Below are 25,919 nucleotides of genomic sequence, written 5' to 3'. Positions count from 1 at the left end.
TGACGGGACCTTAGAAGGGAATATCGTCATCGAAACTGTTGTCGAAACCACCAGAGGGCGCCTGGTTCGGCTGCTGTCCCGACGGATTGGTGGAAGGCGCCATCGGCGAGGGCGCTGATCGGCCTTGGGCATAGGGGTCAGCCTGACCTCCGCCCTGCTGCTGATAGCCGCCCTGGCCGCCGCCCATACCCTGATTAAAACCGCCCTGCTCACCGCGGCTGTCGAGCATCTGCATCTCGTTGGCCACAATTTCCGTGGTATAGCGGTCCTGGCCGTTCTGATCCTGCCACTTGCGGGTCTGCAGGCGCCCCTCTACATAGACTTTGGAGCCCTTGCGCAGATACTCACCGGCGATCTCGGCCAGGCGGTTAAAAAAGACCACCCGATGCCACTCTGTGCGCTCCTGGGGCTGCCCGGTCTGCTTGTCTTTCCAGGACTCTGACGTCGCCAAGCTGACATTGGTCACGGCGCCGCCGCTGGGCATATAGCGGGTTTCCGGGTCTGACCCCAGATTACCGATCAGAATAACTTTGTTGATACCCCTGCTGGCCATGGGCCTCTCCTCTCGTAGCTGTGGAACCGGTCCAGTACGGATTCCGAAAATAAACTTTGCAAATTATGGATATTTATCCAGCGGCACACAACAGGCGCAACCGGTTAGCAAGTGCCAGCAGTTCTGCCGCGCCAAAGCAATAAACACCATAGCAACGCCCACAACAGTAAGACTGTGAAAATCATCACCACTACTGCTCCGGCGCCGCCGAAATTAAACAACCAACCCCCGCACACCCCACCGGTGAAGACACCGAGGAACTGCACAGTGGCATAGAGCCCGGATGCGGCGCCGCGGGCCTCCGCGGGCGCTTCCCGGGTCAATTGCGCTGGCATCAATGCCTCCAGCAGATTGAAGGCGATAAAGAAAACCGACAGCAAAGCCAACAGTGGAAAACCGGACTCCACCCGGAGCGCACCCGCGCCGGCACCCAGTGCAAACAGAGCCGCCAGCATGGCCTCACGCACTCGCCCCCTGCGCTCCGCCAAGCGCATCAGCGGCAACATAACGACAAAGGCTCCCAGCATAATCGGGCCATATATTTTCCAGTGCGAGCCAGCCGGCAGCCCCAGAGTTTCTACCAGCACCAGCGGCAGCGGCACGAAGAGCGCCGTCAACAGCAAGTGAAGGAAGAAGGCTCCACTAGCCAGGCGCCAGACAGAGCCATTGCCCAGAACCGCACCCAGCCCGCCGCGAACAACCGCTGGCCGCCGCGGAGACTCCGGAGTGGGCACCAGGCGCCACAATAGCAACATGCCCACAAGTGCCAGCGCCATAGTCACCCAAAAGATGGCCGACAGCCCGCCCGCACCGGCGAGGAGCGGCCCCAGCACCGCGGCGAGCATAAAAGCCACCCCGATAGCCGCGCCGATTACCGCCATGGCGATACCCCGATTTTCATCGCGGGTCAGATCCGCCACCAACGCCATAGTGGCCGCGGCTATGGCCCCGGCGCCCTGCAGCATACGGCCGGCGATAAGCCCGTATACAGAGTCGGTCAAAGCCGCGACCAGACTGCCGCAAGCGAACAGAGCGAGGCCTGCGTACATCACCGGTTTGCGCCCCCAGCGGTCCGACAGCATGCCCAGCGGAATTTGCAGCAGTGCCTGACTGAGACCGTAAACACCAAGGGCCATCCCCAACAACGCCGGCGTGCTGCCGCGGTAATCGGCCCCGTAAACCGTCATCACCGGCAGCACCATAAACAGACCGAGCATACGGAAGACATAGAGGGAAGCGAGACCGGCGAGGGCGCGGCGTTCGGAGGCGTTCATCGGATTTCCGGTACAGCTGTAAACAAGGCGCGCATTGTAACAGCGTTAGGCAGCGCGACCGAAGACCCACCACTGGCGGAGTATTGACAAACCTCAGCAAGCTGTGGGCCCCGCTTCCGCGCCGAGGAAAGAGCCCTCCTACACGCGGCCATAGCTGTCATCGAAGCGGACGATATCATCCTCTCCCAAATAACTGCCGGACTGCACCTCGATCAACTCCAGCGGGATGGTGCCGGGATTCTCCAATCGGTGTACCACCCCCAGGGGGATGTATGTGGATTGATTCTCGGTGACTAATAGCTCTTCATCGCCTCGCGTCACCTTCGCTGTACCGCGCACCACTATCCAGTGCTCGGCGCGGTGGTGATGCATTTGCAGGGACAGTTGCCGTCCGGGTTTTACCACGATGCGCTTGACCTGAAAGCGCGGCCCCGCATCGATGGAGTCATAGTAACCCCAGGGACGGTAGACCTTGCGGTGTCGCCGGGTCTCACTGCGCGATGCGGCGTTCAAACGCTGCACCAGCCTCTTTACCTCCTGCACCCGCTGCTTATCGGCGATCAGCAGGGCATCGTCAGTGTCCACCACAACCAGGTCGCGCACGCCGAGTAATCCCACCAGCCGGCTGTCGGCGCGCACCAGACAGCCGCTGCTGTCCTCCGCCAGCGCGTCGCCGTGCAACAGATTATCGTCATCGTCCCGTTCCGACAGTTCCCAGAGCGCAGACCAGGAGCCCACGTCGCTCCATCCGGCATCCATCGGCACCACCGCCGCGGATTCGGTCTTTTCCATCACTGCGTAGTCCACCGAATCCTCGGGGCAGGAAGAAAAAGCTTCCGCATCCACCCGGGTAAAGTCCAAATCCCGCGCCGCTCCGGCAAAGGCGGCGCGGCAGGCATCGAGTATTTCCGGCTGGTGCTGGCCCAGCTCTTCGATATAGCGTGCGGCCCGGAAAAGGAAGATACCGCTGTTCCAGGCGTAACCGCCGTCGGCCAGGTAGCGCTCGGCGGTGGCTGCATCCGGCTTCTCTACAAACTCCGCTACCTTCCAGCCCCCTTCGCCGACAGCTTCGCCCCGGCGGATGTAACCGTAACCCGTCTCCGCACGAGTGGGCACTATCCCAAAAGTCACCAGGTGGCCCGCCTCCGCCAGCGCAGACGCTTCGGCCACGGCCCTCTGGAAGGCGGCCACATCAGCCACCATATGATCCGCCGGCAATACCAACAGCAGAGGATCTGCCCCGGTCTCCAATGCCGCGAGCGCAGCCAGAGCGATTGCTGGCGCTGTATTCCGGGCACAGGGCTCGAGCAGTATTGCCTGCGCCTTGTGGCCAATTTCTTGCAGCTGTTCAGCGGCGGCAAAACGGTGCTCCTCGTTACACACCACTATGGGGGCCTGCACCTCTTCGATACCATCGAGACGCAGAGCCGTGGCCTGTAACATGGTGTCGCTGCCGGTCAGAGATAAAAACTGTTTTGGGTAGGCTTCCCGGGACAGAGGCCAAAGCCGCGAGCCTGTGCCGCCGCAGAGAATGACGGGGATCATGCGTTGTCAATCTTTTGCTGGTCTTTTCGGAGCGGGGAATTTTGGCACACTTAGTAGCAGGATTATACTTGGCTGTTTTCCCGCGCCGCAGAAACCAGGCGCGAAGCCCCGGGTTTTCGCCCCAGGTCGCAAACAGACAGGCAGGTAGAGTGTGGACACGATTTATGTAAGGGGTGCGCGCACCCACAACCTCAAAAATATTGACCTGGATATTCCCCGCGATAAGTTGATTGTGATCACCGGGCTATCTGGCTCCGGCAAGTCCTCGCTGGCATTCGACACGCTCTACGCAGAAGGGCAGCGGCGCTATGTGGAATCCCTTTCCACCTACGCGCGGCAATTTTTATCGATGATGGAAAAGCCGGATGTGGACACAGTCGAGGGCCTGTCCCCGGCGATCTCTATCGAGCAGAAATCCACCTCCCACAACCCCCGTTCCACTGTCGGCACCATCACAGAAATCTACGACTATCTGCGTTTGCTGTTCGCCCGCGTCGGCGAGCCGCGCTGCCCGGACCACGATGAACCGCTGCAGGCGCAGACAGTAAGCCAGATGGTGGATCAGGTGCTGGCGCTGCCGGAAGGCACCAAGCTGATGCTGCTGGCGCCGGTGGTGCGCGACCGCAAGGGCGAACACCTGCACGTCTTCGAACAGCTGCGCCGCGACGGCTTCGTACGCGCCCGCATCGACGGCCTGGTCTGCGACTTGGATGACACACCGAAACTGGACAAGCGCAGGAAACACACAATCGAGGTTGTGGTAGACCGCTTCAAAGTGCGCGCCGACCTGCAATTGCGCCTGGCGGAATCCTTCGAAACGGCACTCGCCCTGACCGGAGGCATCGCCTCCATCGCTTTTATGGAGGGCGCCCAGGAAGAGCGGCTGTTCTCCGCCCGCCACGCCTGCCCTGTGTGCGACTACTCCCTCGACGAGCTGGAGCCGCGCCTTTTTTCTTTCAACAATCCCGCCGGTGCCTGCCCCGCCTGCGATGGTTTGGGGGTAAAGCAGTTCTTCGACGAAGAAAAAGTCATTCTGGACCCGAGCAGCAGTATTTCCGAGGGTGCTATCCGCGGCTGGGACAGGCGCAATGTCTACTACTACCACATGCTCAGCTCCCTGGCCGAGCACTACGGTTTCGATCTGGACAAACCCTGGAAGAAGCTGCGCAAGGCGCACCGCGAGGTCATCCTTTACGGCAGCGGCTCCACCCAGATTGATTTCAGCTATGTGAACGACCGCGGTGATGTCACCGTGCGCCGCCACGCCTTCGAGGGCATTATTCCCAACTTCCAGCGCCGTTATCGCGATACCGAATCCCAATCCGTGCGCGAGGAACTGGCCAAGTATCTGAGCACCCAAAAATGCCCCGACTGCGGAGGGGCGCGCCTGCGCCGCGAGGCCCGCCACGTCTTTATCGACAACCGTACACTGGCTCAGATCACCGAAATGCCGGTGGGCGACGCCTATGATTATTTTTCCCACCAACTGAAATTCGAAGGCGCGCAAAAAGAAATTGCAGAAAAAATACTAAAAGAGCTGCGCGACCGCTTCCGTTTTCTGGTGGATGTGGGGCTGAATTATCTGACCCTGAACCGCAGCGCCGAAACCCTCTCCGGCGGCGAGGCCCAGCGTATCCGCCTGGCGAGCCAGATCGGCGCCGGACTGGTCGGCGTGATGTACATTCTCGACGAGCCCTCAATCGGCCTGCACCAGCGCGACAATGAGCGATTGCTAAAAACCCTGACGCACCTGCGGGATATCGGCAATACGGTGATTGTGGTCGAGCACGACGAAGACGCCATTCGCAGCGCGGACTTTATCGTCGATATCGGCCCGGGAGCAGGGGTACACGGCGGTGAAGTAGTAGTGGCCGGCACACACGAGGAGGTGACCGCCTGTGCGCACTCCCTTACCGGCCAGTATCTCTCCGGCAAAAAGAAAATTGCCGTGCCCGAAGAGCGCTACGTGGCGGATCCGGAATATATGTTGCGCATTGAGGGCGCCAGTGGCAATAACCTGAAAAATGTCGATCTGGAAATTCCCGTGGGGCTCTTCACCTGCGTCACTGGCGTCTCCGGTTCCGGCAAGTCGACGCTGATCAACAACACCCTCTATCCACTCGCGGCCACTGCCCTGAACAAGGCCACGAGTCTTAAGGCGGCCCCCTACAAGGCCGTGTCCGGACTGGAGCACTTCGACAAATGCGTCGACATCGACCAAAGTCCCATCGGACGCACGCCCCGCTCCAATCCGGCCACCTACACCGGTATTTTCACTCCAATCCGCGAGCTCTTCGCCGGCACCCAGGAAGCCCGCTCCCGCGGCTATAAACCCGGCCGCTTTAGTTTCAACGTTAAGGGCGGCCGCTGCGAGGCCTGCCAGGGCGACGGTGTCATCAAGGTAGAAATGCACTTTCTGCCGGATATTTACGTCCCCTGTGATACTTGCAAGGGCAAGCGCTACAACCGTGAAACCCTGGAAGTGCACTACAAGGGTAAAAATATTCACGAAGTGCTGGAGATGACCGTGGAGGATGCGCGGGAGTTTTTTGACCCTGTGCCGGCCATCGCCAAAAAGCTGCAAACGCTGATTGATGTCGGCCTGTCCTACATCAAGCTGGGACAAGCCGCCACCACTTTGTCCGGCGGTGAGGCGCAGCGAGTAAAACTCTCCCGCGAACTGTCAAAGCGCGATACTGGCAAAACACTCTATATTCTCGATGAGCCTACCACCGGCCTGCATTTCGCAGATATCCAGTTACTGCTGGACGTTCTGCACCGGTTGCGCGACCACGGCAACACCATTGTGGTGATCGAACACAATTTGGACGTGATCAAGACGGCTGACTGGATAGTGGATCTGGGCCCGGAGGGTGGTTCCGGCGGTGGGCAGATTATCGCCACAGGCTCACCGGAAGACGTCGCGGAAAATAAGAACTCCCACACGGGGCGCTTCCTGAAGCAAATGCTCGTCTGACGGCGAGCGCAGCTTTCAGTCCGCCTTCGGGTACAGGCTTATGGAAAGAATCGATATCAACAGTGACTTGGGCGAAGGCACGTCCAGTGCTGATTGCGATCGGGACGCACGGATAATGCCGTATATCTCCCGCTGCAATATCGCCTGCGGCGCGCACGCCGGCAACCTGCTCACTATGCGTCAGTCCCTCGACAACGCGCGCAAGCACGGTGTCACCGCTGGTGCCCACCCCGGATATCCAGACCCGGCGCGCTTCGGCCGCGTATCCCTGGCCATGGAAGTGGATGAGCTGCTCGAATCCATCGGCGAACAGGTTAACCGGCTACTCAATGTCGCTGCAGAGGTGGGCGTTGTACTGGACCATATCAAGCTGCACGGTGCCCTCTACAATGACGTGGAGACCGATGCCGAGCTGTCCGAGCACTTGACGGATTTTATCGCGCGCGAATTTCCCGCATTGAAAATCATGGGACTTGCCAACGCAGAAATGGAAGCTGCCGCGCTCAGACACGGGCATCCCTTTATTCGCGAGGGGTTTCTCGACCGCCGCTACCTGGACAAACGCAGATTGGCGCCGCGGCACCTGGAAAACGCCGTGATTGCAGACCTGGATCAATGCCTGGAGCAGGCTCTGCGCCTGGCCCGGGGGTTGCCCTTTGAATCCTACCGGCAGGCACCGCTGCAGTTTCCGGTAGACAGTATCTGTCTGCACGGTGATCACCCCAAGGCGCCCGAAATAGCGCTGGCGCTGTTGCAATTTTTGCGCTCACGGGGAATAGAGGTGCGCCAGTGAAGGCCGCTTTTTCCATTGTCACCAATGGCGACAGCGCTCTGGACATCCGCTTTGACGCGGAACCAAGTGAAGCGCTCAGCAGGCACATCACAGCTCTCGCACAAGCAATAGAGGCACAGCAATGGCAGGGTGTCCGGGAGCTGATCCCCGCTTACCAGTGCCTGACCGTGTGCTACGATCCCCTGTTATGCGACAGTCCACAACTTTCGGCGCGGCTTGAAATCTTAGCCAACCGTCATCCCGAAGTGTCGGCATCAAAGTCGGATCAGTCACGCCTGATACGTATCCCCGTCTGCTACGCGCCTGAGTTTGCACCGGATATGCAAGCGGTCAGCGCGCACACCGGGCTGTCCGCAGAGCAGATAATCGCGCGGCACACAGCGCCGCGATACCTGGTGCATATGCTGGGTTTTACGCCGGGATTCCTGTATCTGGGAGGACTGGATCCGCTGTTGCACTGTCCGCGTAAGGCCACACCGGAGCTTCGTGTGCCCGCTGGTTCTGTCGGCATCGGCGGTAGCCAGACCGGGATTTATCCCCAGGCCACTCCGGGAGGGTGGCAAATTATCGGCCGCACCCCAGTTGCGCTTTTCCGCCCCGGACACAACCGGCCTTTCGTTGCCGAACCACTCGACAGAATTGAGTTCTACCCCATCGACAGCGAAGCGTTCGAGCGCTTCGACCCAGACACTTTTTCAACCCGGCCACAGGAGCCTGCGGCGTGAGTATTCGGTTTATCGATGCGGGGCTGCAAACCAGTGTGCAGGACCTCGGCCGCACAGGCATGATGCGCTACGGGGTTTCTCAGGGCGGCGCCGCGGATCCATTGGCGGCTCGCCTGGGCAATCTGCTGCTGGGCAATCCGCCACACAACCCGGTGTTGGAAGTCACCCTGATCGGCCCCCGTCTCGAGTTTCAATGCGATATATCCCTGGTGGTTACCGGTGCCCGCTTCACACTAACCCTCGACGGTGAGAGCGTCGAAAACGATCAGGTGATCCAAGCCCGGCGCGGCAGTGTCCTCAACTTCGGACAACTCCTCAGCGGTACCCGGGCCTATATCGCTTTTGCCGGCCAGATGGCACTGACACGGATATTCGACAGTTTCTCCACACACCTCCAGTCGGGCTTCGGCGGCTGCGGAGGACAGCCCCTGAAAAAGGGAGATTTGATCCGTTTTGAAGAAACCCGCACTGTCGCCGACCGTCAGCTGCGGGAAGAACACCGGCTCAGATACACCGGCCATCCCCGGCTGCGCGTCGTCGCCGGCGCTGAGGAAACGCTGTTCTCCGGAGAGACCTTGGAACGCTTTTACACGCAGGCTTTCAGGGTCACCCCGCAAAGCAATCGCATGGGTATTCGCCTGACCGGAGAACCCCTGCACTGCGCAGCCAGGACCCAAATAATCTCCTCCGGGCTGTGCCCGGGTACAATACAGGTTCCGCCAGATGGCGACCCGATTATTGCCTTTGTCGAAGGTCAGACCATAGGTGGCTATCCGCGTATCGCCCATGTCATCAGTGCCGACCAACATCTGCTCGGCCAACTTAAAGCCAATGACCGGATCAGCTTTGAAAAGGTTTCCCTGGCCCGGGCGCACGAGATTCTCGCGGGCAAATCCGCGTTGCTCAACCAGTTGACTGCCGAATACTCATGTCATAGCGCTTCGGATTAATTCACCGCGCGTCAAACAACTTTTGTGACACAGTTCACCCAGCAAACAGCGGACTGCTAAGTCTACGATGACCAAATGGTTCCTGCGCGAAAATTGCTGGACCCGCCGCAGCCGCTTCACTACCCTCTGTGCGTTTCACCCAAAAAAGAGTTTGGACCGCGTCCACGATTGAATTAGTCGAGGGTGATTTTTATTGTCCCAGTGGTACGACGCAGCATTATCAATTGGACAAAGTCCAGAAAAATAATGTCAACCAACCGAAGGGGATCAATAATGATAAAAATTCTCCGTCCGTCGTCGCTGGCACTGGCCGCCAGCTCACTGATTCTGTCCGCACATGCCCTGGCCGAACCCGGGGATTATGGTTTTTGGACCACACTGGGCAATCTGTTTAACCCACCTAAAGCCAATGCCCCAGTGACACCGGAGCAAGCACAGGGCATGTATCCGTTGAGCCTGCACGACCCGGATTTCGACGACGGCTTCGACCCGGGCGACTATGACAACTGGCAAAAAGTCGATGTTCCAATCAGCACCGGCGCAATGTGCGGCAACGGCTCGCCCTATAAATTTTTTGTCTACCGGGTCCCGGATACCAGCAATACCATTTTTTACTTTGAGGGCGGCGGCGCCTGCTGGGACTATGAAAGTTGCTCAGGGCAAGCGGGTATTCGCGGCGCACGCAATCCCAATGGAATCCCAGACAACTATGTGCAAAACATCAATCTGCTGGATTTTCAGAATACCGCCAACCTGGCCACTGCGGCAGTCTCCCCCCTGATCTACACTCACCACCCCTACAATCAGTTCAAAACCGGAGAGTGGAACCTAGTGTATGTTCCCTATTGCACCGGTGACATCTATGTGGGAGACAAGACGGAAATTTACCAAGATCCCACAGGCCAAAACCCAGATCTCATATGGCACCATAACGGTCTTCGCAATGTGCAGGCAGTCGTTTCCTGGGTAAAAAACAATTTGCAAAAACCTGAGCAAGTATTGGCGGCAGGCTGCAGCGCGGGCAGTATTGGCGCTTTGCTCAACTATTCTAAGTTGCGCGCAGATATGGATGCGACCTACGGCTACCTGATCGATGATTCAGGCCCGTTGTTCCACGCACCGTTAAACAGTGATGATATTGCGTCCTACCCCTCCGTACCCCTGCACAAGGAAGTATTGCGGTCCTGGACTACCTACACCGCCGGAGGTGATCCCAGAGAAACAAATCCGATTAATTTTCTCAGCAGTATTACACCCGGTTTTAACAGTAACGAACTGGCCTCACTCTATAAGGCTCTGTCAGACAAGTTCCCCGAAGATCGGCTGGGAATCACACATTTTCTCGCCGATGGTAACTTTTCATCCTATTCTTACGAACGCTTCCACGAAGATATTTACAGCGATCCAAATGGGGAATCCCGCCTGAATAAATTAAGGGAAAAGTGGCAGTGGGACACTCACAACAACCTGATTCCACTTTTGGATCAAACAAGCAACTGGGGCTACTACTTCCCGATGTTTAGGGATTTTAACGAAAGTCACTGCACTACCATCCTCGATCTCGAGTATGGTGAGATTGCCGAGCACGGTCTAGTTCTGCGTGATTTTCTCAATAACATTGTCAACTATCAGGGCGGCGCCATGATACGCGCCTATGAAACCGATAAAGTATCGGATTTTGAAAACAATCACAGTTGGTTCTACGACTTGGTAGACGGTCTCTTATAAGCCGTAAACAAAAAGCGCGGCATTTGCCGCGCTTTTTTTCTGAGTCATTGATGGAGCTCGAATACCACTGCCATAGATTTTGACACACAATTCAACGACCATAGGCTTCCTCCCGCGCCTCCTGCAGCCTATGGCGCAAATATTCGTGCCGACTCATACCATTCGGAAATGAGGTCATTTGTTGCACCTCCTGCACTATGCGCCGCTCCGCCTCCTTATACTCGGCAAAACCCGGTACGTCCTTATAGGGATCGTATTCTTCCGCGCTTTGCATTGCTTTCTGCCGATACTCCTTCACCATTGCCTCGGCCGCGGCATCAAACTCTGTCTTGTTCTTGCTGTTACGCTCGAGCCAAGCTAGTTTCAACGCCATGGCCTCGTAGGCAAGAATCCGCCCGTCCTGCTCTATCGACTCAATCAGCCGCCAAGCCTCCTCATCAGTGGGACTTCCCTCTTCAGAGAGAAAATACGCCGATAATCTCAACTTATCTTCTTGACGCTGAAAATAGGTTTGAATCCGAGGATCAGACAAAAGCCTCAGTAGCGCATCCCGCTCGGGCGCCGCGAATTCGGACCGAATGTTGTCACGGGGGGCCGCACCATTCGACTCAGCGACTACAACAGAGGAAAAAATCTGAGAAAAAGAAAAGTATCGCCAGGCAACAGCGATCAACAATAAGATAAAGACGAAACCTACATACAGCCGGACTTTCTTATGCATTGTCTTGTTCCCGCTTCAGTATGGCGCGAACAGTGTACTCCGTGGGCTCAAGCAGGCAACCAATCTTTTACTTGGAGGGGAAAAACCAACGCCTCGGGGACGCTACGACACTCTGTTACTAATCCGAAGTCACCGAAATCCACTGTAATGTCTGTGCTTCATCCTTGTCACCGCATGGGGAATCCTTAGGAGGGACGTAACCAACCTGGGCCTCAGGCGGCAGGTTGCCCCGTTCCCATGTCACAACGGCCTCCACACACAGCTTGCGCTGCTCCTCGGTCAACACAACGCCATTGGGCCACTTGCCCAGCTCTATAGCGCGCTTGAGACTGCCGATAATCTCCGGATTGAGATTGTTGAGCAACTCTTCAAAGGACATAAGCGGTACCTCACTGACATACAAAAAAGGCCGGTCACAGACCGGCCTCCTTGGCGCGAAACCACCTGAGGGAATTAACCCTCAGCAGCTTCTGCAGCGTCTTCCTCTACCTGAGGGCGATCCACCAGCTCGACGTAGGCCATCGGCGCTTTGTCCCCCGCGCGGAAACCGCATTTGAGAATGCGGATATAGCCGCCCGGACGGGACTCATAACGAGGACCCAGCTCTTCGAACAGCTTGCGCACGGCATCCTTATCGCGGATACGTGCGAAAGCCAAACGGCGGTTCGCAACACTGTCTTTCTTCGCCAGTGTGATCAGCGGCTCCGCAACGCGGCGCAGCTCCTTGGCTTTTGGCAGTGTGGTTTTGATCAGTTCGTGCTCCACCAGTGAAGCGGTCATGTTCTTGAACATGGCCTTGCGGTGAGCGCTGGTACGGCTGAATTTACGGCCACTATAGCGATGACGCATGACTCAATTCCTTACGACCTTTGTTGCTGTCACAGCAAGTCGTGCTGGAGCGGTGTCGCGTAGCCGTGGCACCGCTCGGGTTGATTATTAACTCTGCTTACAGGGGGCTCAGCTTACTGTCACCCTTGAGGCTGGCCGGCGGCCAGTTCTCCAGACGCATACCGAGGGACAAACCGCGGGAGGCGAGAACGTCCTTGATCTCTGTCAGGGACTTCTTGCCCAGGTTCGGCGTCTTGAGCAGTTCTACTTCAGTGCGCTGAATCAGATCACCGATATAGTAGATGTTCTCTGCCTTCAGACAGTTGGCCGAACGCACGGTCAGTTCGAGGTCGTCAACCGGGCGCAACAGCACCGGATCCACCTCTGGCTCCTCGGACTTGGGTTGCGCTTCCTTCTCGCCCTCGAGATCCACAAACACCGCCAACTGCTGCTGGAGAATGGTAGCGGCGCGTCGGATAGCCTCTTCCGGATCCAAAGTACCATTGGTCTCAAGATCCAGTACGAGTTTGTCCAGGTCGGTACGCTGCTCGACACGGGCCGACTCCACGCTGTAGGCAACGCGGCGAACGGGGCTGTAGGAGGCATCCAGCTGCAGACGACCGATTGCACGAGTCTCTTCCTCATCATCCCGGCGGGCATCGGCGGGCTGATAGCCACGGCCGCGAGCCACCGTGAGACGCAAGCTGAGTTCCACATCACCAGTGATATTGGCGATCACGTGCTCGGGGTTTACGATTTCGATATCGTGATCAACCTGGATATCTCCGGCAGTCACCGCACCCGGGCCCTTTTTGCTCAGGCTCAGCACCGCCTGATCCTTACCGTGCATGACAACGGCGATTTCTTTCAGGTTGAGCAGGATTTCAATCACATCCTCCTGCACCCCTTCAATCGCGCTGTACTCGTGCTCGACACCGTCAATTTCTACTTCGGTGACAGCGCAGCCCGGCATGGAGGACAGCAGGATGCGACGCAGTGCGTTACCTAGAGTGTGGCCGAAGCCACGCTCCAGGGGCTCCAAAACCACCTTTGCATGGTTAGGAGAGTACTCGGTGACGTCAATACGACGCGGTGTCAAAAACTCGTTGACAGCAGTCTGCATAGCCATACCTGTTTACAGTTGCTTTCCTTAAAGTGGAGGATTACTTGGAGTAAAGTTCCACAATAAGGTTTTCGTTAATTTCTGCCGGCAGATCAACACGATCCGGAACGCGCTTGAAAGTGCCTTCCAGCTTGCTCGCGTTAACGTCCACCCACTCGACGTCACCACGTTGGGCGGCGAGAGAAACGGAATTCTGGATGCGCAGCTGTTTCTTAGCTTTTTCGCGTACAGAGATGACATCGCCCGCCTGTACTTGGTAGGAGGGGATATTCACTGTACGGCCATTCACCAGAATCGCCTTGTGGGAAACCAGCTGACGCGCTTCGGCCCGAGTGGAACCAAAGCCCATGCGGTAAACGACGTTGTCAAGGCGCTTTTCCAGCAGCTGCAGCAGGTTCTCACCAGTTGCACCTTTCAAACGGGCCGCTTCCTTATAGTAGTTGCGGAACTGCTTTTCCAATACACCATAAATACGGCGCACTTTTTGCTTTTCACGCAGCTGCACACCGTAATCAGACAGGCGGCCACGGCCGGCGCCATGCTGACCCGGTTTGGATTCCGCACGACATTTGGAGTCATGCGGGCGAACGCCGCTTTTCAGCTGCAGGTCGGTACCTTCCCGGCGGGAAAGCTTACATTTCGGTCCAATATAACGTGCCATTTGTCAGCCCCCTCTTACACGCGACGCTTCTTGGGCGGACGACAACCATTGTGCGGGATCGGCGTCACGTCGGTGATATTGGTGATCTTGAAGCCGCAGTTGTTCAGCGCGCGAACAGCGGATTCGCGGCCGGGGCCAGGGCCCTTCACTTCGACGTCGAGGTTTTTCAGGCCGTATTCCTGAGCCGCAGTACCTGCGCGCTCGGCGGCAACCTGGGCTGCAAACGGGGTGCTCTTACGAGAGCCGCGGAAACCGGAGCCACCTGCAGTGGCCCAGCTCAAAGTGTTACCCTGGCGATCAGTGATTGTCACGATCGTGTTGTTGAACGATGCGTGGATGTGGGCAACACCGTCGACAACGGTCTTTTTGACCTTTTTGCGAACAGTAGTTTTTGGCTTAGCCATACCAGTATCCTAAATCCTGTATCAAGTCGCCTCTACTCAAAAAGGAGGCGTGTTAAACCGCGATATCGCGCTTACTTGCGAATCGGCTTGCGCGGCCCCTTGCGGGTACGGGCATTAGTCTTGGAGCGCTGGCCGCGGACCGGCAGGTTCCGACGGTGGCGCAGGCCACGGTAACAACCCAGGTCCATCAAACGCTTGATGTTCATGGACACTTCGCGTCGCAGGTCACCTTCAACGGTAAGCTTTGCGACTTCACCGCGGATAGACTCGAGCTGCTCTTCAGACAGATCGCGGATTTTGGTGGATTCAGCGATACCTACCGCTGCCAAAATAGACTTCGCCGTGGTACGACCAACCCCGTAAATATGGGTTAGGGAAATCACGGCATGCTTGTGGTCTGGTACATTGACACCAGCAATACGTGCCATAGAGGCATACTCCACGTATTGGGAGCCACTTACTGTGAATAAGTGCGTGACTCAGCTTTAGATTCGGCGCTGACAGCGACTAAAAAACCGGCTGCGCCACCCCAAAAAGGCGCGCAAGAATAGCTTTTCAGACACCAAATTGCAATAGCCCGCACCCTCTTCGGGATCCCCGAAGAGGATACAGACGACAGTCAACGCCCCCTGATAGGGGCAGAGTTCATATTTACCCTGCCCCAACCCGCCCTTAAAAAGGGAGGTTTGCCGATACCGCGAAACCGCGATATCGGCCTATTTTACTGCCGGCATGCCATCTTGGTGAACACCTGTAACATACCATCTGGACTGCACCCACAGTAAAGAACGCAGCACAGCCCTATAAAGAAGCGAGCGGGAAAGCCCGCCCACGATTAGCCTTGACGCTGCTTATGACGCGGCTCAGCGCTGCAGATAACGCGCAGAACACCCTTGCGACGTACAATTTTGCAGTTACGGCAGATCTTTTTAACAGACGCACGTACTTTCATGACCTTACCTCAATCCAATAAAGCTGCGGACGGATGACGCGATCAGCGACGACCGTAACTCTGCAGATTTGCTTTCTTCATCAATCCTTCGTATTGGTGCGACAGCAGGTGCGACTGAACCTGTGCCATAAAGTCCATCACTACGACGACAACGATCAGCAGTGATGTACCCCCCAAGTAGAAGGGAACATTCAGACCCACCACCAAAAACTGCGGCAGCAGGGAAACCAGCGCGATATATACGGCACCCACCAAAGTAAGGCGAGTCAGAACGCTATCGATATAGCGTGCCGTTTGCTCACCGGGGCGAATACCGGGTACATAGGCACCGGATTTCTTCAGGTTATCTGCCACTTCACTCGGGTTAAACATCAACGCCGTGTAGAAGAAACAGAAGAAGCCAATCAACAGCGCGAACAGAATAATGTTCAGCGGCTGCCCAGGCCCGAGCTGCAACGCCATCCATTGGAGGATCTCGGCACCGAGACCTTCACCCCCTTGCCCGAACCACTGTGCCAGGGTCGCCGGGAATAACAGAATACTGCTGGCAAAGATAACCGGAATCACGCCGGCCATATTCACCTTAAGCGGCAGGTGGCTGGACTGAGCAGCTGGTGCGGCAGAGTAACGACCGGCTTGGCGGCGGGCGTGGTTGATCGTAATACGGCGCTGACCGCGCTCCATCACCACGACAAAGTACACTACCGCCACAGCAACAAAACCGATGGCCAACAACAACAGGATGTGCAACTCGCCTTGACGGGCCTGCTCGAAGGCCTGACCAATCGCACTCGGCAGTCCGGCAACGATACCGGCAAAGATCAACATGGAAATACCGTTGCCGACGCCGCGCTCGGTAATCTGCTCACCAAGCCACATCATAAAGACGGCGCCGGTGACCAGCGATGTCACTGCGACAAAATAGAAGCCAAATGCCGGTTCCGCAGAATACGCCAGGTTTTGACCGGCAAGACCAAACGTCATACCGATCCCCTGAATCAGAGCCAACACCACTGTCAGATAGCGAGTGTATTGGTTGATTTTGCGTCTTCCCGCGTCCCCCTCTTTTTTCAGTGCTTCCAGAGAAGGCGTCACCGCGGTCATCAGCTGCATGATAATGGAGGCAGAGATATACGGCATGATACCCAGTGCCAGTATACTCATCCGTTCCAATGCACCACCGGAGAACATGTTAAACAGACCCAGAATAGTGCCCTGGTTCTGATTAAACAAATTCGACAGCTTTTCCGGGTCAATACCGGGGACCGGAATATGTGTACCAACACGATAAACGAGTATCGCGAGGAACAGAAAACGAAGGCGAGCCCAAAGCTCGCCCAATCCCTTGCTGTTGCCCAGGGGATTTACACCGGATCCTGGTCTTGCCATTGGGGCCTCGATTAGTCTTCTACTTTACCGCCAGCGGCTTCGATGGCCGCTTTTGCACCTTTGGTGACGCTCAGACCCTTGACAGTAACTGCCTTGGTCAGCTCGCCGGAAAGGAACACTTTGGCGCGTTTGATATGGTGGCCGATAATATCGGCATTCTTCAGTGCTGCCAAATCGATTACATCCGCATCCACCTTGGCGAGCTCCGCTAGGCGGACTTCCGCAGTGTAACGGGAAACCCGCGCGGTGAAACCATACTTCGGCAGGCGCTTCTGCAACGGCATTTGACCGCCTTCAAAGCCCGGACGCACTTTTCCGCCGGAGCGCGACTTTTGACCCTTGTGGCCACGGCCGCCGGTTTTACCCAGACCGCTGCCAATTCCGCGGCCAACGCGCTTGGCACTCTGTTTGTGGCCTTCTGCAGGAGACAGTTCATTTAGACGCATCTTATGCCTCCTCAACCTTAACCATATAACTTACTTTGTTAATCATGCCGCGCACAGCGGGGGTGTCTTCCACCTCCACAGTGTGACCGATGCGGCGCAGTCCCAGACCTGCGACACACGCCTGATGGTTTTTCAGGCGTCCGTGCACACTCTTGGTCTGGGTGACTTTAATGGTCTTCTTAGCCATGGTCTCAACCCACTAATAACCTATGGTCTGAGCCGCTATTAGCCCAGGATCTCTTCGACTGATTTTCCGCGCTTGGCAGCAACATCTTCCGGGCTCTGCATCTGCGCCAGAGCACTGAAAGTTGCGCGAACCACGTTCACCGGGTTGGTAGAGCCGTAGCACTTGGCCAACACGTTGTGAACACCGGCCATTTCTAAAACGGAGCGCATGGCACCGCCGGCGATAACACCGGTACCCTGAGAGGCCGGCTGCATGTATACCTTGGAACCGCCGTGGCGACCATTGGTGGCGTATTGAATAGTGTCACCATTCAATTCCACTTGGATCATATTGCGGCGCGCAGCTTCCATTGCCTTCTGAATAGCAACCGGAACCTCACGAGCCTTTCCGCGGCCGAAACCGACCCGTCCATTACCATCACCAACCACGGTCAGTGCGGTGAAGGCAAAGATCCGACCACCCTTAACAGTCTTGGCAACACGATTGACCTGGACCAGCTTTTCCTGCAGGCCTTCGTCGTTGCTTTTGTCTTTCTCTCTAGCCATAACTCAACCCTTAGAATTTCAAACCGGCTTCGCGGGCCGCATCAGCCAGAGCCTTGACGCGACCGTGGTATTTAAAGCCACTGCGATCGAAGGCGACCTTTTCTACACCGACAGCCTTGGCACGCTCGGCAATCAGCTTGCCAACCGCGGTCGCAGCTTCAACGTTGCCGGTTTTACCTGCGCGCAGCTCCTTGTCGAGGGTAGAGGCGGTGGCCAGTACCTTGTTGCCTTCAGCAGACAGGATCTGTGCATAAATGTGGCGCGGGGTGCGGTTCACGGTCAGGCGAACGGCGCCCAGCTCGCGGATTTTAGCGCGGGCACGACGTGCACGACGCAAGCGAGATGCTTTCTTAACGTTCATATCTATGCCCTACTTACTTCTTCTTGGCCTCTTTGCGATACACGCGCTCGTCAGCATAGCGGACACCCTTACCTTTGTAAGGCTCCGGCGGACGGAAAGCGCGGATCTCTGCAGCCACTTGCCCCAGCAACTGTTTGTTGCTGCTCTTGAGTACTATTTCAGTCTGGCTCGGAGTTTCAGCGGTCACACCTTCAGGCAACTGATAGTCGATCGGGTGGGAAAAACCGAGAACAAGATTCAGGGTTTTACCAGACGCCTTTGCACGGTAACCGACGCCGATCAGCTGCAGCTTCTTCTCAAACCCTTGGCTGACACCGACAACCATATTGTTGACCAGAGCACGAGTGGTACCCGCCAGCGCTTTGGCCTGCTTAGAGCCGCTGCGCGCAGCGAAAGTCAGCTGATTGTCAGCTTGATTCACTTCTACGTCCTGGTGAATCTGCATGCTCAGGTTTCCATTACCGCCTTTTACAGCGATATCCTGACCCGACAGATTGACGGTCACACCAGCGGGGATAACAACCGGATTATTTGCTACTCGAGACATATCAACCCCCGCTTAGAATACAGTGCAAAGCACTTCGCCACCGACGCCGGCCTGACGAGCGGCACGATCTGTCATTACACCTTTGGAGGTGGAGACAATCGCGATGCCAAGGCCACCGCGTACGGTCGGCAGAGATTTCTTGCCAGAGTAAGCGCGCAGGCCCGGGCGGGAAACACGGTCGAGCTCGGCAATAACCGGTTTGCCCTGGAAATATTTCAGGGTAATGGTCAGTTCTGCCTTTGCGCCTTCGCTTACGGCGTAGTCAGTGATGTAGCCTTCATCCTTCAGGACCTTGGCCACGGCAACTTTCAACTTCGATGAAGGCAGAGTGACGTCCGCCTTTCCGCGAGCCAGGGCATTGCGGATGCGGGTCAGCATATCTGCCAACGGGTCTTGCATACTCATTTGTTACGACTCCTCAAGCCTTTTTACCAGCTGGATTTGACCAGGCCGGGAACATCACCACGCATAGCCGCTTCGCGCAGCTTGTTACGGCACAGGCCGAACTTGCGGTAAACAGCGTGGGGGCGACCAGTAATGCGGCAGCGGCGTTGCTGGCGCACCGGGCTTGCATCGCGCGGCAGTTTCTGCAGCTTGAGTTGAGCCTCCCACTTTTCCTCATCGGAAGCAGTGGCACTGGCGATGATCGCCTTCAGCTCTGCGCGCTTTTGCGCGAACTTAGCTGCGGTTCGAGCGCGCTTCACTTCGCGCGCAATCATGGATTTCTTCGCCATGGAATCCTCTTAACCCTTGAAGGGGAAATTAAATGCTTTCAGCAGCGCGCGACCGTGGTCGTCATTAGCCGCTGTCGTGGTAATACAAATATCCAGTCCACGGAGTTTGTCCACTTTGTCGTAGTCAATTTCCGGGAAGATGATTTGTTCGCTAACGCCCATGGAAAAATTACCGCGACCGTCAAACTGCTTCGGGCTGATTCCCCGGAAGTCGCGGATACGCGGAATGGCGATATCAATCAGGCGCTCCAGGAACTCATACATGCGCTCTCCGCGCAGAGTTACCTTACAGCCGATCGGCCAACCGTCGCGGATTTTAAAGCCCGCGATAGATTTGCGCGCCTTGGTGATAATGGGCTTCTGGCCGGCAATAGCCGTCATATCATTGACGGCGTGCTCCAGCACTTTCTTATCACCAACAGCTTCACCAACACCCATATTGATGGTGATCTTGGTGATGCGCGGCACTGCCATCACATTGTCGAGCCCCAGCTCTTCTTTCAGCTTGGGCGCGAGTTCTTTCGTGTAGAGCTCTTTAAGCTTTGCCATGATCTACTAACCTGCTTCTGCGCCTAAAGCCTTAGATGGCTTCACCGCTGGATTTGAAGACGCGAATCTTAGAGCCGTCTTCCAGTACTTTAAAGCCTACCCGATCAGCTTTTTGGGTATTGGGATTGAAGATAGCCACGTTGGAAGCATCAATCGGTGCTTCCTTTTCCACTATACCTCCGGCAATACCCAGCTGGGGATTGGGCTTCTGATGTTTTTTGATCATCTGCACGCCAGCAACAATCAGACGGCCATCCCGCAGTACTTTGCGTACGGTACCGCGCTTGCCTTTGTCGCGACCGGCGATAACGATCACTTCGTCGTCACGCTTGATCTTGCGCATAACTCTGTCTCTCCGCTTTGGGCTTAGATAACTTCTGGTGCCAGCGAGATGATCTTCATGAACTTCTCACCGCGCAGCTCGCGAGTTACCGGGCCAAAAATACGGGTGCCGACCGGAGCAAGTTGCTGGTTCAGCAGCACCGCTGCATTGTCGTCAAACTTGATCAGTGAGCCATCTGCGCGACGCACCCCTTTTTTGGTGCGAACCACAACAGCGTTCATTACCTGACCTTTCTTCACTTTACCGCGGGGAATGGCTTCCTTTACGGTAACCTTGATGATATCACCCACGCCTGCATAACGACGATGGGAGCCGCCCAGCACCTTGATGCACATGACGCGGCGAGCCCCACTGTTGTCTGCTACTTCTAAGTAGGATTCCGCTTGAATCATTGTCTCTCTCCGAAACTTTAAAATTCGGCAGTCAATGCGCTAGGGGTTAAACCTTCGCCGCACGCTCTACAATCTTCTGCAAGGCCCAGGACTTGGTCTTGGACAGCGGACGGGACTCTTCGATGGTTACAACATCACCGATGTTGCACTCATTGTTCTCGTCGTGCGCCTTGAGCTTTGTGGACTTGCTCACAATTTTGCCGTAGATCGGGTGCTTAACACGGCGCTCGATCAAAACGGTGATGGTTTTATCCATCTTGTCACTCACAACCTTACCGGTCAGAGTACGCTTTAATTTTGCTTCTGCCATGATTAGTTACCTGCCCTCTCTTGTGCTGCCTTTTGGGTCAACACAGTCTTAATGCGAGCAATGTCGCGACGAGTCTGCTTCAGCAGATGAGTCTGTGTCAGCTGGCCGGTGGACTTTTGCATGCGAAGCTTGAACTGAGCCTCGAGCTGGTTCAACAGTTCCTGGTTCAGCTCTTCAACTGACTTTTCGCGTAGATCTGCAGTCTTCATTACATCACCGAACGCTTAACGAAAGTTGTCTTAATAGGCAGCTTGGCCGCGGCCAGAGCGAAAGCTTCGCGAGCCAGCTCTTCGGACACACCCTCCATTTCATAGAGAACCTTGCCCGGCTGGATCTGAGCCACCCAATACTCAACGCCACCTTTACCTTTACCCATACGCACTTCGAGGGGCTTCTCGGTAATGGGCTTGTCCGGAAACACGCGAATCCAGATTTTTCCGCCACGTTTGACGTGACGGGTCATTGCGCGGCGAGCCGCCTCAATCTGACGCGCAGTAATACGACCGCGGTCGACAGCCTTGAGCCCAAACTCACCAAAGCTCACTTTGGAGCCGCGCTGAGAAAGACCGCGATTGCGACCTTTCTGAACCTTGCGGAATTTTGTACGCTTCGGTTGCAGCATCTGCGTACCCCTTATTTAGAAGCTTTCTTACGGGTCTTCGCCGGCTTTTCATCGGGAATTTCATCGCCGATAACTTCACCTTTGAAGATCCAAACCTTAATACCGATGATGCCGTAGGTAGTCATCGCTTCGGCAGTGGCGTAGTCGATGTTTGCACGCAGGGTGTGCAGCGGCACACGGCCTTCGCGATACCACTCAGTACGGGCAATTTCCGCACCACCGAGACGGCCACTTACCTGAATTTTGATACCTTCGGCACCTTGGCGCATGGCGTTTTGTACCGCGCGCTTCATAGCACGACGGAACATTACACGGCGCTCCAGCTGTTGGGCGACGTTCTGGGCAACCAGAGCTGCGTCCAGGTCTGGCTTGCGCACTTCTTCGATGTCGATGTGAACCGGAACCCCCATCTGCGCGCTTACTTCGTTGCGCAGACGCTCCACGTCTTCACCTTTTTTACCGATCACAATACCCGGGCGTGCTGTGTGAATTGTCACACGTGCGGTGTTCGCCGGACGCTCGATCTCGATACGGCTCACAGAAGCGTGGGCCAGCTTTTTGCGAATGTATTCGCGAACTTTCAGATCCGTGTACAGCTTGTCTGCGTACTCGTCACTGCCGGCATACCAGACAGAGGTATGCTTTTTAACGATACCCAGACGAATGCCGGTAGGATGTACTTTTTGTCCCATGGTTTTCTCGCCTGCTCTCTTATTTCTCGGCCACTTTCACAGTGATGTGACAAGTACGCTTAAGAATACGGTCGGCACGGCCTTTTGCGCGCGGCTTGATGCGCTTCATGGTCATACCTTCATCCACAAAGATCGTGGACACCTTCAGCTCATCAACGTCAGCACCTTCATTGTGCTCGGCGTTGGCAATGGCCGATTCCAATACTTTCTTGACAATCGCCGCGCCCTTTTTGTTGCTGAACGCCAGAATATCCAGGGCCTCTTCGACTCCTTTACCGCGAATCTGGTCGGCAACCAGGCGCGCTTTCTGTGCGGACAGACGAGCACCGCGTAATTTTGCTGCTACTTCCATCTCACTAACCTCGGCTTAGCGCTTCTTCGCTTTTTTGTCCGCAGCGTGACCGCGGTAAGTGCGGGTAGCGGCGAACTCACCCAGCTTGTGACCAACCATTTCTTCGTTGATCAGTACCGGGACGTGTTGACGACCGTTGTGCACGGCAATCGTTAGCCCAACCATTTCCGGCATAATCATGGAACGGCGGGACCAGGTTTTAATCGGTCGACGATCATTGGACTCAATCGCCGCCTCCACCTTCTTGATCAAATGCAGATCAATGAAGGGACCTTTCTTTAATGAGCGTGGCACTGTCGATTCCTCTCTAGCTGCTCAGACATCGCGCGGCTTACTTGCCGCGGCGACGTACAATCATCTTATCGGTGCGCTTGTTCTTGCGCGTTTTCTTGCCCTTGGTGGGAACACCCCACGGGGTCACAGGATGGCGACCACCGGAAGTGCGGCCTTCACCACCACCGTGCGGGTGATCCACCGGGTTCATCGCCACACCGCGCACGGTAGGACGAACACCGCGCCAACGTTTGGCACCGGCTTTACCCAACTTGCGCAAGCTGTGCTCGGAGTTGCTCACTTCACCCAATGTCGCCCGACACTCGGCCAACACTTTACGCATCTCACCAGAGCGCAGACGGATGGTCGCGTACTGACCTTCACGCGCAACCAGCTGCACGGAAGCACCGGCGGAACGGGCCAACTGAGCGCCCTTACCCGGCTTCAGCTCAACAGCGTGAATCACAGAACCAACCGGAATGTTGCGCAGCGGCAAGGTGTTGCCTACAGAAATTGGCGCGGCGTCACCTGACTGCACGGTAGCGCCAGCTTTCAAACCTTTCGGCGCAATAATGTAGCGGCGCTCACCATCTGCGTAGCAGATGAGGGCGATGTGCGCACTGCGGTTCGGATCGTATTCCAGGCGCTCAACTTTGGCCGGAACCCCGTCCTTGTTGCGCTTGAAATCGATAACACGGTAGTGGTGCTTGTGCCCACCGCCGATATGACGAGTGGTAATACGACCGGCGTTATTGCGCCCGCCAGTTTTACTCTTGCTCTCTACCAGAGGTGCATAAGGCGCACCTTTGTGCAGCTCCGCATTGACTACCTTGACCAGGTGACGACGGCCGGCAGAGGTCGGCTTTGCTTTTACAATTGCCATCTAACTGTCCCCCTTACTCAGCAGCTTCAAAGTTGATATCGCTGCCTTCGGCCAGACGAACGTAGGCTTTCTTCCAATCGTTGCGACGACCGATGCCGTAGCGGGTACGCTTGGTTTTGCCCTTAACGTTCACGGTGCGAATCTGCTCAACGGAAACATTGAACAGTTTTTCTACCGCGGCCTTGATCTCGGCTTTGGTGGAATCGGTGCTCACCTTGAAAACCACCTGGTTGGCGGCATCCGCCAATACAGCAGCCTTTTCGGAAATTACCGGGCCCAGCAATACTTTGTAGAGTCGCTCTTGGTTCATCCCAGCACCTCTTCAATTTTCTTCAGCGCAGAAACGGTAACCACGACTTTATCAAAGCGAATCAGGCTTACCGGATCGATGCCCTGCACATCGCGAACGTCGATCTTGTGCAGATTGCGCGCAGCCAGGTAGAGGTTTTCACTCACTTCTTCAGTCACGATCAAAGCGTCGGACAGATCGAACTGAGCGAGTTTCGCCACCAGTTGTTTGGTTTTAGGCGCGTCCACATCAAAAGATTCAACCACAACCAGGCGCTCCTGGCGGGCCAGCTCGGACAGAATGCAGCGCAGTGCCGCGCGGTACATCTTTTTGTTCAGCTTAACGCTGTGATCGCGCGGCTCGGCGGCAAAGGTCACACCACCGGAACGCCACAGCGGACTGCGGATAGTACCGGCACGGGCGCGACCAGTACCTTTTTGGCGCCAGGGCTTCTTGCCGCCACCAGACACACTGGAGCGATTCTTTTGCGCCTTAGTGCCCTGACGAGCACCGGCCATGAAAGCCACCACCGCCTGGTGCACCAGATCCTGATTAAACTCACGCCCGAAAGTCACTTCAGAGACAGCTACAGTGCCTTTAGCGCCTTCGGGAGTAGCGATATTCAGTTCCATATCTAATTCCCCTCAGACTTAGGCTTTTACTGCCGGACGAACAATAACATTGCCACCCGGCGCACCAGGGACAGCACCTTTAACCAGCAGCAGGTTGCGCTCCGCATCAACGCGAACCACTTCCAGATTCTGCACGGTGACGCGCTCGTTACCCAGATGGCCAGCCATCTTCTTACCTTTCCACACACGACCCGGGGTCTGACACTGACCGATAGAGCCGGGAGCACGGTGTGACAGAGAGTTGCCGTGGCTTGCGTCTTGGGTACGGAAATTCCAGCGCTTAACGGCGCCCTGAAAACCTTTACCTTTGGAAGTGCCGGTCACGTCAATTTTCTGACCAGCTTCAAAGCCGGAGAGTGTGATCTCGGAACCGATTTCGAAGGACTCTTCAGAACCATCAATACGCAGCTCGAAGAGTGCAGCGCCAGCCTCTACATTGGCTTTGGCGAAGTGGCCCGCCTGGGGCTTGGAGACACGGGAAGCCTTGCGACTACCAACTGCCACCTGAACAGCAGCATAGCCATCAGTTTCCACGGTTTTCACTTGAGTGACGCGATTCGGAGTTACCTCAATCACGGTAACCGGAATCGAAACGCCATCCTCAGTGAAGATGCGAGTCATGCCGCTTTTGCGGCCGACAATACCTATAGTCATCTTTTCAACCTCTCAGTGCACGGGGCTTTAACCCACTGCGGCCGCCCAGTTTCAGAGCGTTACACTACCCGAACCTTTTTCGCTCGGGATTCGGTGGTTAGTTATAAAAAGTCAGCCGAGACTGATCTGAACCTCTACACCAGCCGCCAAATCGAGCTTCATCAGCGCGTCGACGGTTTTCTCGGTCGGCTCAACAATGTCCAGCAAACGCTTGTGGGTACGAATTTCGTACTGATCACGCGCATCTTTGTTGACGTGCGGAGAAATCAGCACAGTGTACTTTTCTTTGCGAGTCGGCAGCGGAATGGGACCGCGGACCTGAGCACCGGTACGCTTGGCCGTCTCGACAATCTCCTGGGTAGACGCATCGATCAGCTTGTGATCGAACGCTTTCAGGCGAATTCGGATGCGTTGACCCTGCATGGAATCAAACTCCAACGTTAAAACTAAAGAACGTCCTTTTACGCAGCCCCGAGGGCGGGCGA

The 25,919-nt window shown here is 56.2% G+C and carries 38 protein-coding genes; 5 read left to right on the top strand and 33 right to left on the bottom strand.

Annotation, left to right across the window (positions count from 1 at the left end; translation table 11 throughout):
* Positions 1-10 precede the first annotated feature (10 nt).
* The 3 genes from ssb to BM155_RS15215 form a co-directional block, all read right to left on the bottom strand.
* Positions 11-553, bottom strand: a complete 543-nt coding sequence (gene ssb, locus BM155_RS15225) for a single-stranded DNA-binding protein (protein ID WP_067151105.1) — start codon at positions 551-553, stop codon at positions 11-13.
* 104 nt (positions 554-657) lie between these two features.
* Positions 658-1,827 carry an MFS transporter gene (locus tag BM155_RS15220; RefSeq protein ID WP_067151103.1) on the bottom strand — a complete coding sequence of 390 codons (1,170 nt, stop codon included), beginning with the start codon at positions 1,825-1,827 and terminating at the stop codon, positions 658-660.
* A 138-nt stretch (positions 1,828-1,965) separates the two neighbouring features.
* Positions 1,966-3,372 carry a mannose-1-phosphate guanylyltransferase/mannose-6-phosphate isomerase gene (locus BM155_RS15215; protein ID WP_067151100.1) on the bottom strand — a complete coding sequence of 469 codons (1,407 nt, stop codon included), beginning with the start codon at positions 3,370-3,372 and terminating at the stop codon, positions 1,966-1,968.
* Positions 3,373-3,523: 151 nt separating this feature from the next.
* On the opposite strand from BM155_RS15215, the gene uvrA reads away from it, so the two are divergent.
* From uvrA to BM155_RS15190, 5 genes are all read left to right on the top strand, one after another.
* A complete protein-coding gene (gene uvrA, locus BM155_RS15210) occupies positions 3,524-6,349 on the top strand; it encodes an excinuclease ABC subunit UvrA (RefSeq protein WP_074904026.1) in 2,826 nt (941 codons plus the stop codon).
* 40 nt (positions 6,350-6,389) lie between these two features.
* Positions 6,390-7,142, top strand: a complete 753-nt coding sequence (locus BM155_RS15205) for a LamB/YcsF family protein (protein ID WP_074904023.1) — start codon at positions 6,390-6,392, stop codon at positions 7,140-7,142.
* Positions 7,139-7,867, top strand: coding sequence for a 5-oxoprolinase subunit PxpB (pxpB, locus tag BM155_RS15200; RefSeq protein ID WP_074904020.1), 729 nt, complete (start codon positions 7,139-7,141; stop codon positions 7,865-7,867). Before BM155_RS15205 ends, pxpB begins: the two co-directional genes overlap by 4 nt.
* Positions 7,864-8,817 carry a 5-oxoprolinase subunit C family protein gene (locus tag BM155_RS15195; protein ID WP_074904018.1) on the top strand — a complete coding sequence of 318 codons (954 nt, stop codon included), beginning with the start codon at positions 7,864-7,866 and terminating at the stop codon, positions 8,815-8,817. Before pxpB ends, BM155_RS15195 begins: the two co-directional genes overlap by 4 nt.
* A 273-nt stretch (positions 8,818-9,090) precedes the next feature.
* Positions 9,091-10,545, top strand: coding sequence for a pectin acetylesterase-family hydrolase (locus tag BM155_RS15190; RefSeq protein ID WP_074904016.1), 1,455 nt, complete (start codon positions 9,091-9,093; stop codon positions 10,543-10,545).
* A 91-nt stretch (positions 10,546-10,636) separates the two neighbouring features.
* Here the strand turns inward: BM155_RS15190 and BM155_RS15185 are convergent, their stop codons facing one another.
* From BM155_RS15185 to rpsJ, 30 genes are all read right to left on the bottom strand, one after another.
* Complete coding sequence (locus tag BM155_RS15185) at positions 10,637-11,266, bottom strand: hypothetical protein (RefSeq protein ID WP_074904013.1); 630 nt, start codon at positions 11,264-11,266, stop codon at positions 10,637-10,639.
* Positions 11,267-11,384: 118 nt separating this feature from the next.
* Positions 11,385-11,645 carry a YeaC family protein gene (locus tag BM155_RS15180; RefSeq protein WP_067151079.1) on the bottom strand — a complete coding sequence of 87 codons (261 nt, stop codon included), beginning with the start codon at positions 11,643-11,645 and terminating at the stop codon, positions 11,385-11,387.
* Positions 11,646-11,719: 74 nt separating this feature from the next.
* Complete coding sequence (rplQ, locus tag BM155_RS15175; RefSeq protein ID WP_067151076.1) at positions 11,720-12,115, bottom strand: 50S ribosomal protein L17; 396 nt, start codon at positions 12,113-12,115, stop codon at positions 11,720-11,722.
* A gap of 97 nt (positions 12,116-12,212) precedes the next feature.
* Positions 12,213-13,217 (bottom strand): DNA-directed RNA polymerase subunit alpha, encoded by a 1,005-nt coding sequence (locus tag BM155_RS15170; protein ID WP_067151073.1) that lies wholly within the window; start codon positions 13,215-13,217, stop codon positions 12,213-12,215.
* Between the two features lie 40 nt (positions 13,218-13,257).
* Entirely contained in the window at positions 13,258-13,878 is a 621-nt protein-coding gene (rpsD, locus tag BM155_RS15165; RefSeq protein ID WP_067151070.1) for a 30S ribosomal protein S4, read from the bottom strand.
* Positions 13,879-13,892: 14 nt separating this feature from the next.
* Positions 13,893-14,282 (bottom strand): 30S ribosomal protein S11, encoded by a 390-nt coding sequence (gene rpsK, locus BM155_RS15160; protein ID WP_067151067.1) that lies wholly within the window; start codon positions 14,280-14,282, stop codon positions 13,893-13,895.
* A 71-nt stretch (positions 14,283-14,353) separates the two neighbouring features.
* Positions 14,354-14,710, bottom strand: a complete 357-nt coding sequence (gene rpsM, locus BM155_RS15155; RefSeq protein ID WP_067151065.1) for a 30S ribosomal protein S13 — start codon at positions 14,708-14,710, stop codon at positions 14,354-14,356.
* A 407-nt stretch (positions 14,711-15,117) separates the two neighbouring features.
* A complete protein-coding gene (rpmJ, locus tag BM155_RS15150; protein ID WP_010133825.1) occupies positions 15,118-15,234 on the bottom strand; it encodes a 50S ribosomal protein L36 in 117 nt (38 codons plus the stop codon).
* A gap of 42 nt (positions 15,235-15,276) precedes the next feature.
* Positions 15,277-16,623 (bottom strand): preprotein translocase subunit SecY, encoded by a 1,347-nt coding sequence (gene secY, locus BM155_RS15145; protein ID WP_067151062.1) that lies wholly within the window; start codon positions 16,621-16,623, stop codon positions 15,277-15,279.
* Positions 16,624-16,634: 11 nt separating this feature from the next.
* A complete protein-coding gene (rplO, locus tag BM155_RS15140; RefSeq protein ID WP_067151058.1) occupies positions 16,635-17,069 on the bottom strand; it encodes a 50S ribosomal protein L15 in 435 nt (144 codons plus the stop codon).
* Position 17,070: 1 nt separating this feature from the next.
* A complete protein-coding gene (gene rpmD / locus BM155_RS15135) occupies positions 17,071-17,256 on the bottom strand; it encodes a 50S ribosomal protein L30 (RefSeq protein WP_067151055.1) in 186 nt (61 codons plus the stop codon).
* A gap of 38 nt (positions 17,257-17,294) precedes the next feature.
* Positions 17,295-17,801 (bottom strand): 30S ribosomal protein S5, encoded by a 507-nt coding sequence (gene rpsE, locus BM155_RS15130; RefSeq protein WP_067151052.1) that lies wholly within the window; start codon positions 17,799-17,801, stop codon positions 17,295-17,297.
* A gap of 10 nt (positions 17,802-17,811) precedes the next feature.
* The gene (rplR, locus tag BM155_RS15125) at positions 17,812-18,162 is read right to left on the bottom strand and encodes a 50S ribosomal protein L18 (RefSeq protein ID WP_067151049.1); all 351 of its coding nucleotides are present in this window, start codon (positions 18,160-18,162) and stop codon (positions 17,812-17,814) included.
* Between the two features lie 13 nt (positions 18,163-18,175).
* Entirely contained in the window at positions 18,176-18,709 is a 534-nt protein-coding gene (gene rplF, locus BM155_RS15120; protein WP_067151046.1) for a 50S ribosomal protein L6, read from the bottom strand.
* A 12-nt stretch (positions 18,710-18,721) separates the two neighbouring features.
* Positions 18,722-19,114 (bottom strand): 30S ribosomal protein S8, encoded by a 393-nt coding sequence (gene rpsH, locus BM155_RS15115; RefSeq protein WP_067151044.1) that lies wholly within the window; start codon positions 19,112-19,114, stop codon positions 18,722-18,724.
* Positions 19,115-19,137: 23 nt separating this feature from the next.
* On the bottom strand, positions 19,138-19,443 hold the full coding sequence (gene rpsN / locus BM155_RS15110; protein ID WP_067151041.1) for a 30S ribosomal protein S14: 306 nt from the start codon (positions 19,441-19,443) through the stop codon (positions 19,138-19,140).
* 9 nt (positions 19,444-19,452) lie between these two features.
* On the bottom strand, positions 19,453-19,992 hold the full coding sequence (gene rplE, locus BM155_RS15105) for a 50S ribosomal protein L5 (RefSeq protein WP_067151038.1): 540 nt from the start codon (positions 19,990-19,992) through the stop codon (positions 19,453-19,455).
* A 31-nt stretch (positions 19,993-20,023) separates the two neighbouring features.
* A complete protein-coding gene (gene rplX / locus BM155_RS15100) occupies positions 20,024-20,335 on the bottom strand; it encodes a 50S ribosomal protein L24 (protein WP_067151035.1) in 312 nt (103 codons plus the stop codon).
* 23 nt (positions 20,336-20,358) lie between these two features.
* Entirely contained in the window at positions 20,359-20,727 is a 369-nt protein-coding gene (gene rplN / locus BM155_RS15095) for a 50S ribosomal protein L14 (protein ID WP_067151032.1), read from the bottom strand.
* Positions 20,728-20,773: 46 nt separating this feature from the next.
* The gene (gene rpsQ, locus BM155_RS15090) at positions 20,774-21,037 is read right to left on the bottom strand and encodes a 30S ribosomal protein S17 (protein WP_067151029.1); all 264 of its coding nucleotides are present in this window, start codon (positions 21,035-21,037) and stop codon (positions 20,774-20,776) included.
* A gap of 2 nt (positions 21,038-21,039) precedes the next feature.
* Complete coding sequence (rpmC, locus tag BM155_RS15085) at positions 21,040-21,246, bottom strand: 50S ribosomal protein L29 (RefSeq protein ID WP_067151026.1); 207 nt, start codon at positions 21,244-21,246, stop codon at positions 21,040-21,042.
* Positions 21,246-21,659, bottom strand: a complete 414-nt coding sequence (rplP, locus tag BM155_RS15080; RefSeq protein WP_067151024.1) for a 50S ribosomal protein L16 — start codon at positions 21,657-21,659, stop codon at positions 21,246-21,248. Before rplP ends, rpmC begins: the two co-directional genes overlap by 1 nt.
* Positions 21,660-21,670: 11 nt before the next feature.
* Positions 21,671-22,351: a 30S ribosomal protein S3 gene (rpsC, locus tag BM155_RS15075; RefSeq protein WP_067151021.1), complete on the bottom strand. Its 681-nt coding sequence runs from the start codon at positions 22,349-22,351 to the stop codon at positions 21,671-21,673.
* Between the two features lie 19 nt (positions 22,352-22,370).
* Positions 22,371-22,703 carry a 50S ribosomal protein L22 gene (gene rplV, locus BM155_RS15070; protein ID WP_067151018.1) on the bottom strand — a complete coding sequence of 111 codons (333 nt, stop codon included), beginning with the start codon at positions 22,701-22,703 and terminating at the stop codon, positions 22,371-22,373.
* Between the two features lie 15 nt (positions 22,704-22,718).
* On the bottom strand, positions 22,719-22,997 hold the full coding sequence (rpsS, locus tag BM155_RS15065) for a 30S ribosomal protein S19 (RefSeq protein WP_067151015.1): 279 nt from the start codon (positions 22,995-22,997) through the stop codon (positions 22,719-22,721).
* Between the two features lie 37 nt (positions 22,998-23,034).
* Positions 23,035-23,859, bottom strand: coding sequence for a 50S ribosomal protein L2 (gene rplB, locus BM155_RS15060; protein ID WP_067151012.1), 825 nt, complete (start codon positions 23,857-23,859; stop codon positions 23,035-23,037).
* 13 nt (positions 23,860-23,872) lie between these two features.
* The gene (rplW, locus tag BM155_RS15055) at positions 23,873-24,169 is read right to left on the bottom strand and encodes a 50S ribosomal protein L23 (protein WP_067151009.1); all 297 of its coding nucleotides are present in this window, start codon (positions 24,167-24,169) and stop codon (positions 23,873-23,875) included.
* Positions 24,166-24,780 carry a 50S ribosomal protein L4 gene (rplD, locus tag BM155_RS15050; protein ID WP_067151006.1) on the bottom strand — a complete coding sequence of 205 codons (615 nt, stop codon included), beginning with the start codon at positions 24,778-24,780 and terminating at the stop codon, positions 24,166-24,168. The genes rplW and rplD overlap by 4 nt, the downstream gene beginning before the upstream one ends.
* Positions 24,781-24,798: 18 nt before the next feature.
* Positions 24,799-25,434, bottom strand: a complete 636-nt coding sequence (rplC, locus tag BM155_RS15045; RefSeq protein WP_067151003.1) for a 50S ribosomal protein L3 — start codon at positions 25,432-25,434, stop codon at positions 24,799-24,801.
* A 111-nt stretch (positions 25,435-25,545) separates the two neighbouring features.
* Positions 25,546-25,857, bottom strand: coding sequence for a 30S ribosomal protein S10 (gene rpsJ / locus BM155_RS15040; RefSeq protein ID WP_010133849.1), 312 nt, complete (start codon positions 25,855-25,857; stop codon positions 25,546-25,548).
* Between the last annotated feature and the right edge of the window lie 62 nt (positions 25,858-25,919).

This window comes from Microbulbifer thermotolerans, assembly GCF_900112305.1.
Classification (GTDB): Bacteria; Pseudomonadota; Gammaproteobacteria; order Pseudomonadales; family Cellvibrionaceae; genus Microbulbifer; species Microbulbifer thermotolerans.
Note: the sequence above shows the minus strand (reverse complement) of the source record. Positions and strands in the feature narration are given on the sequence as shown.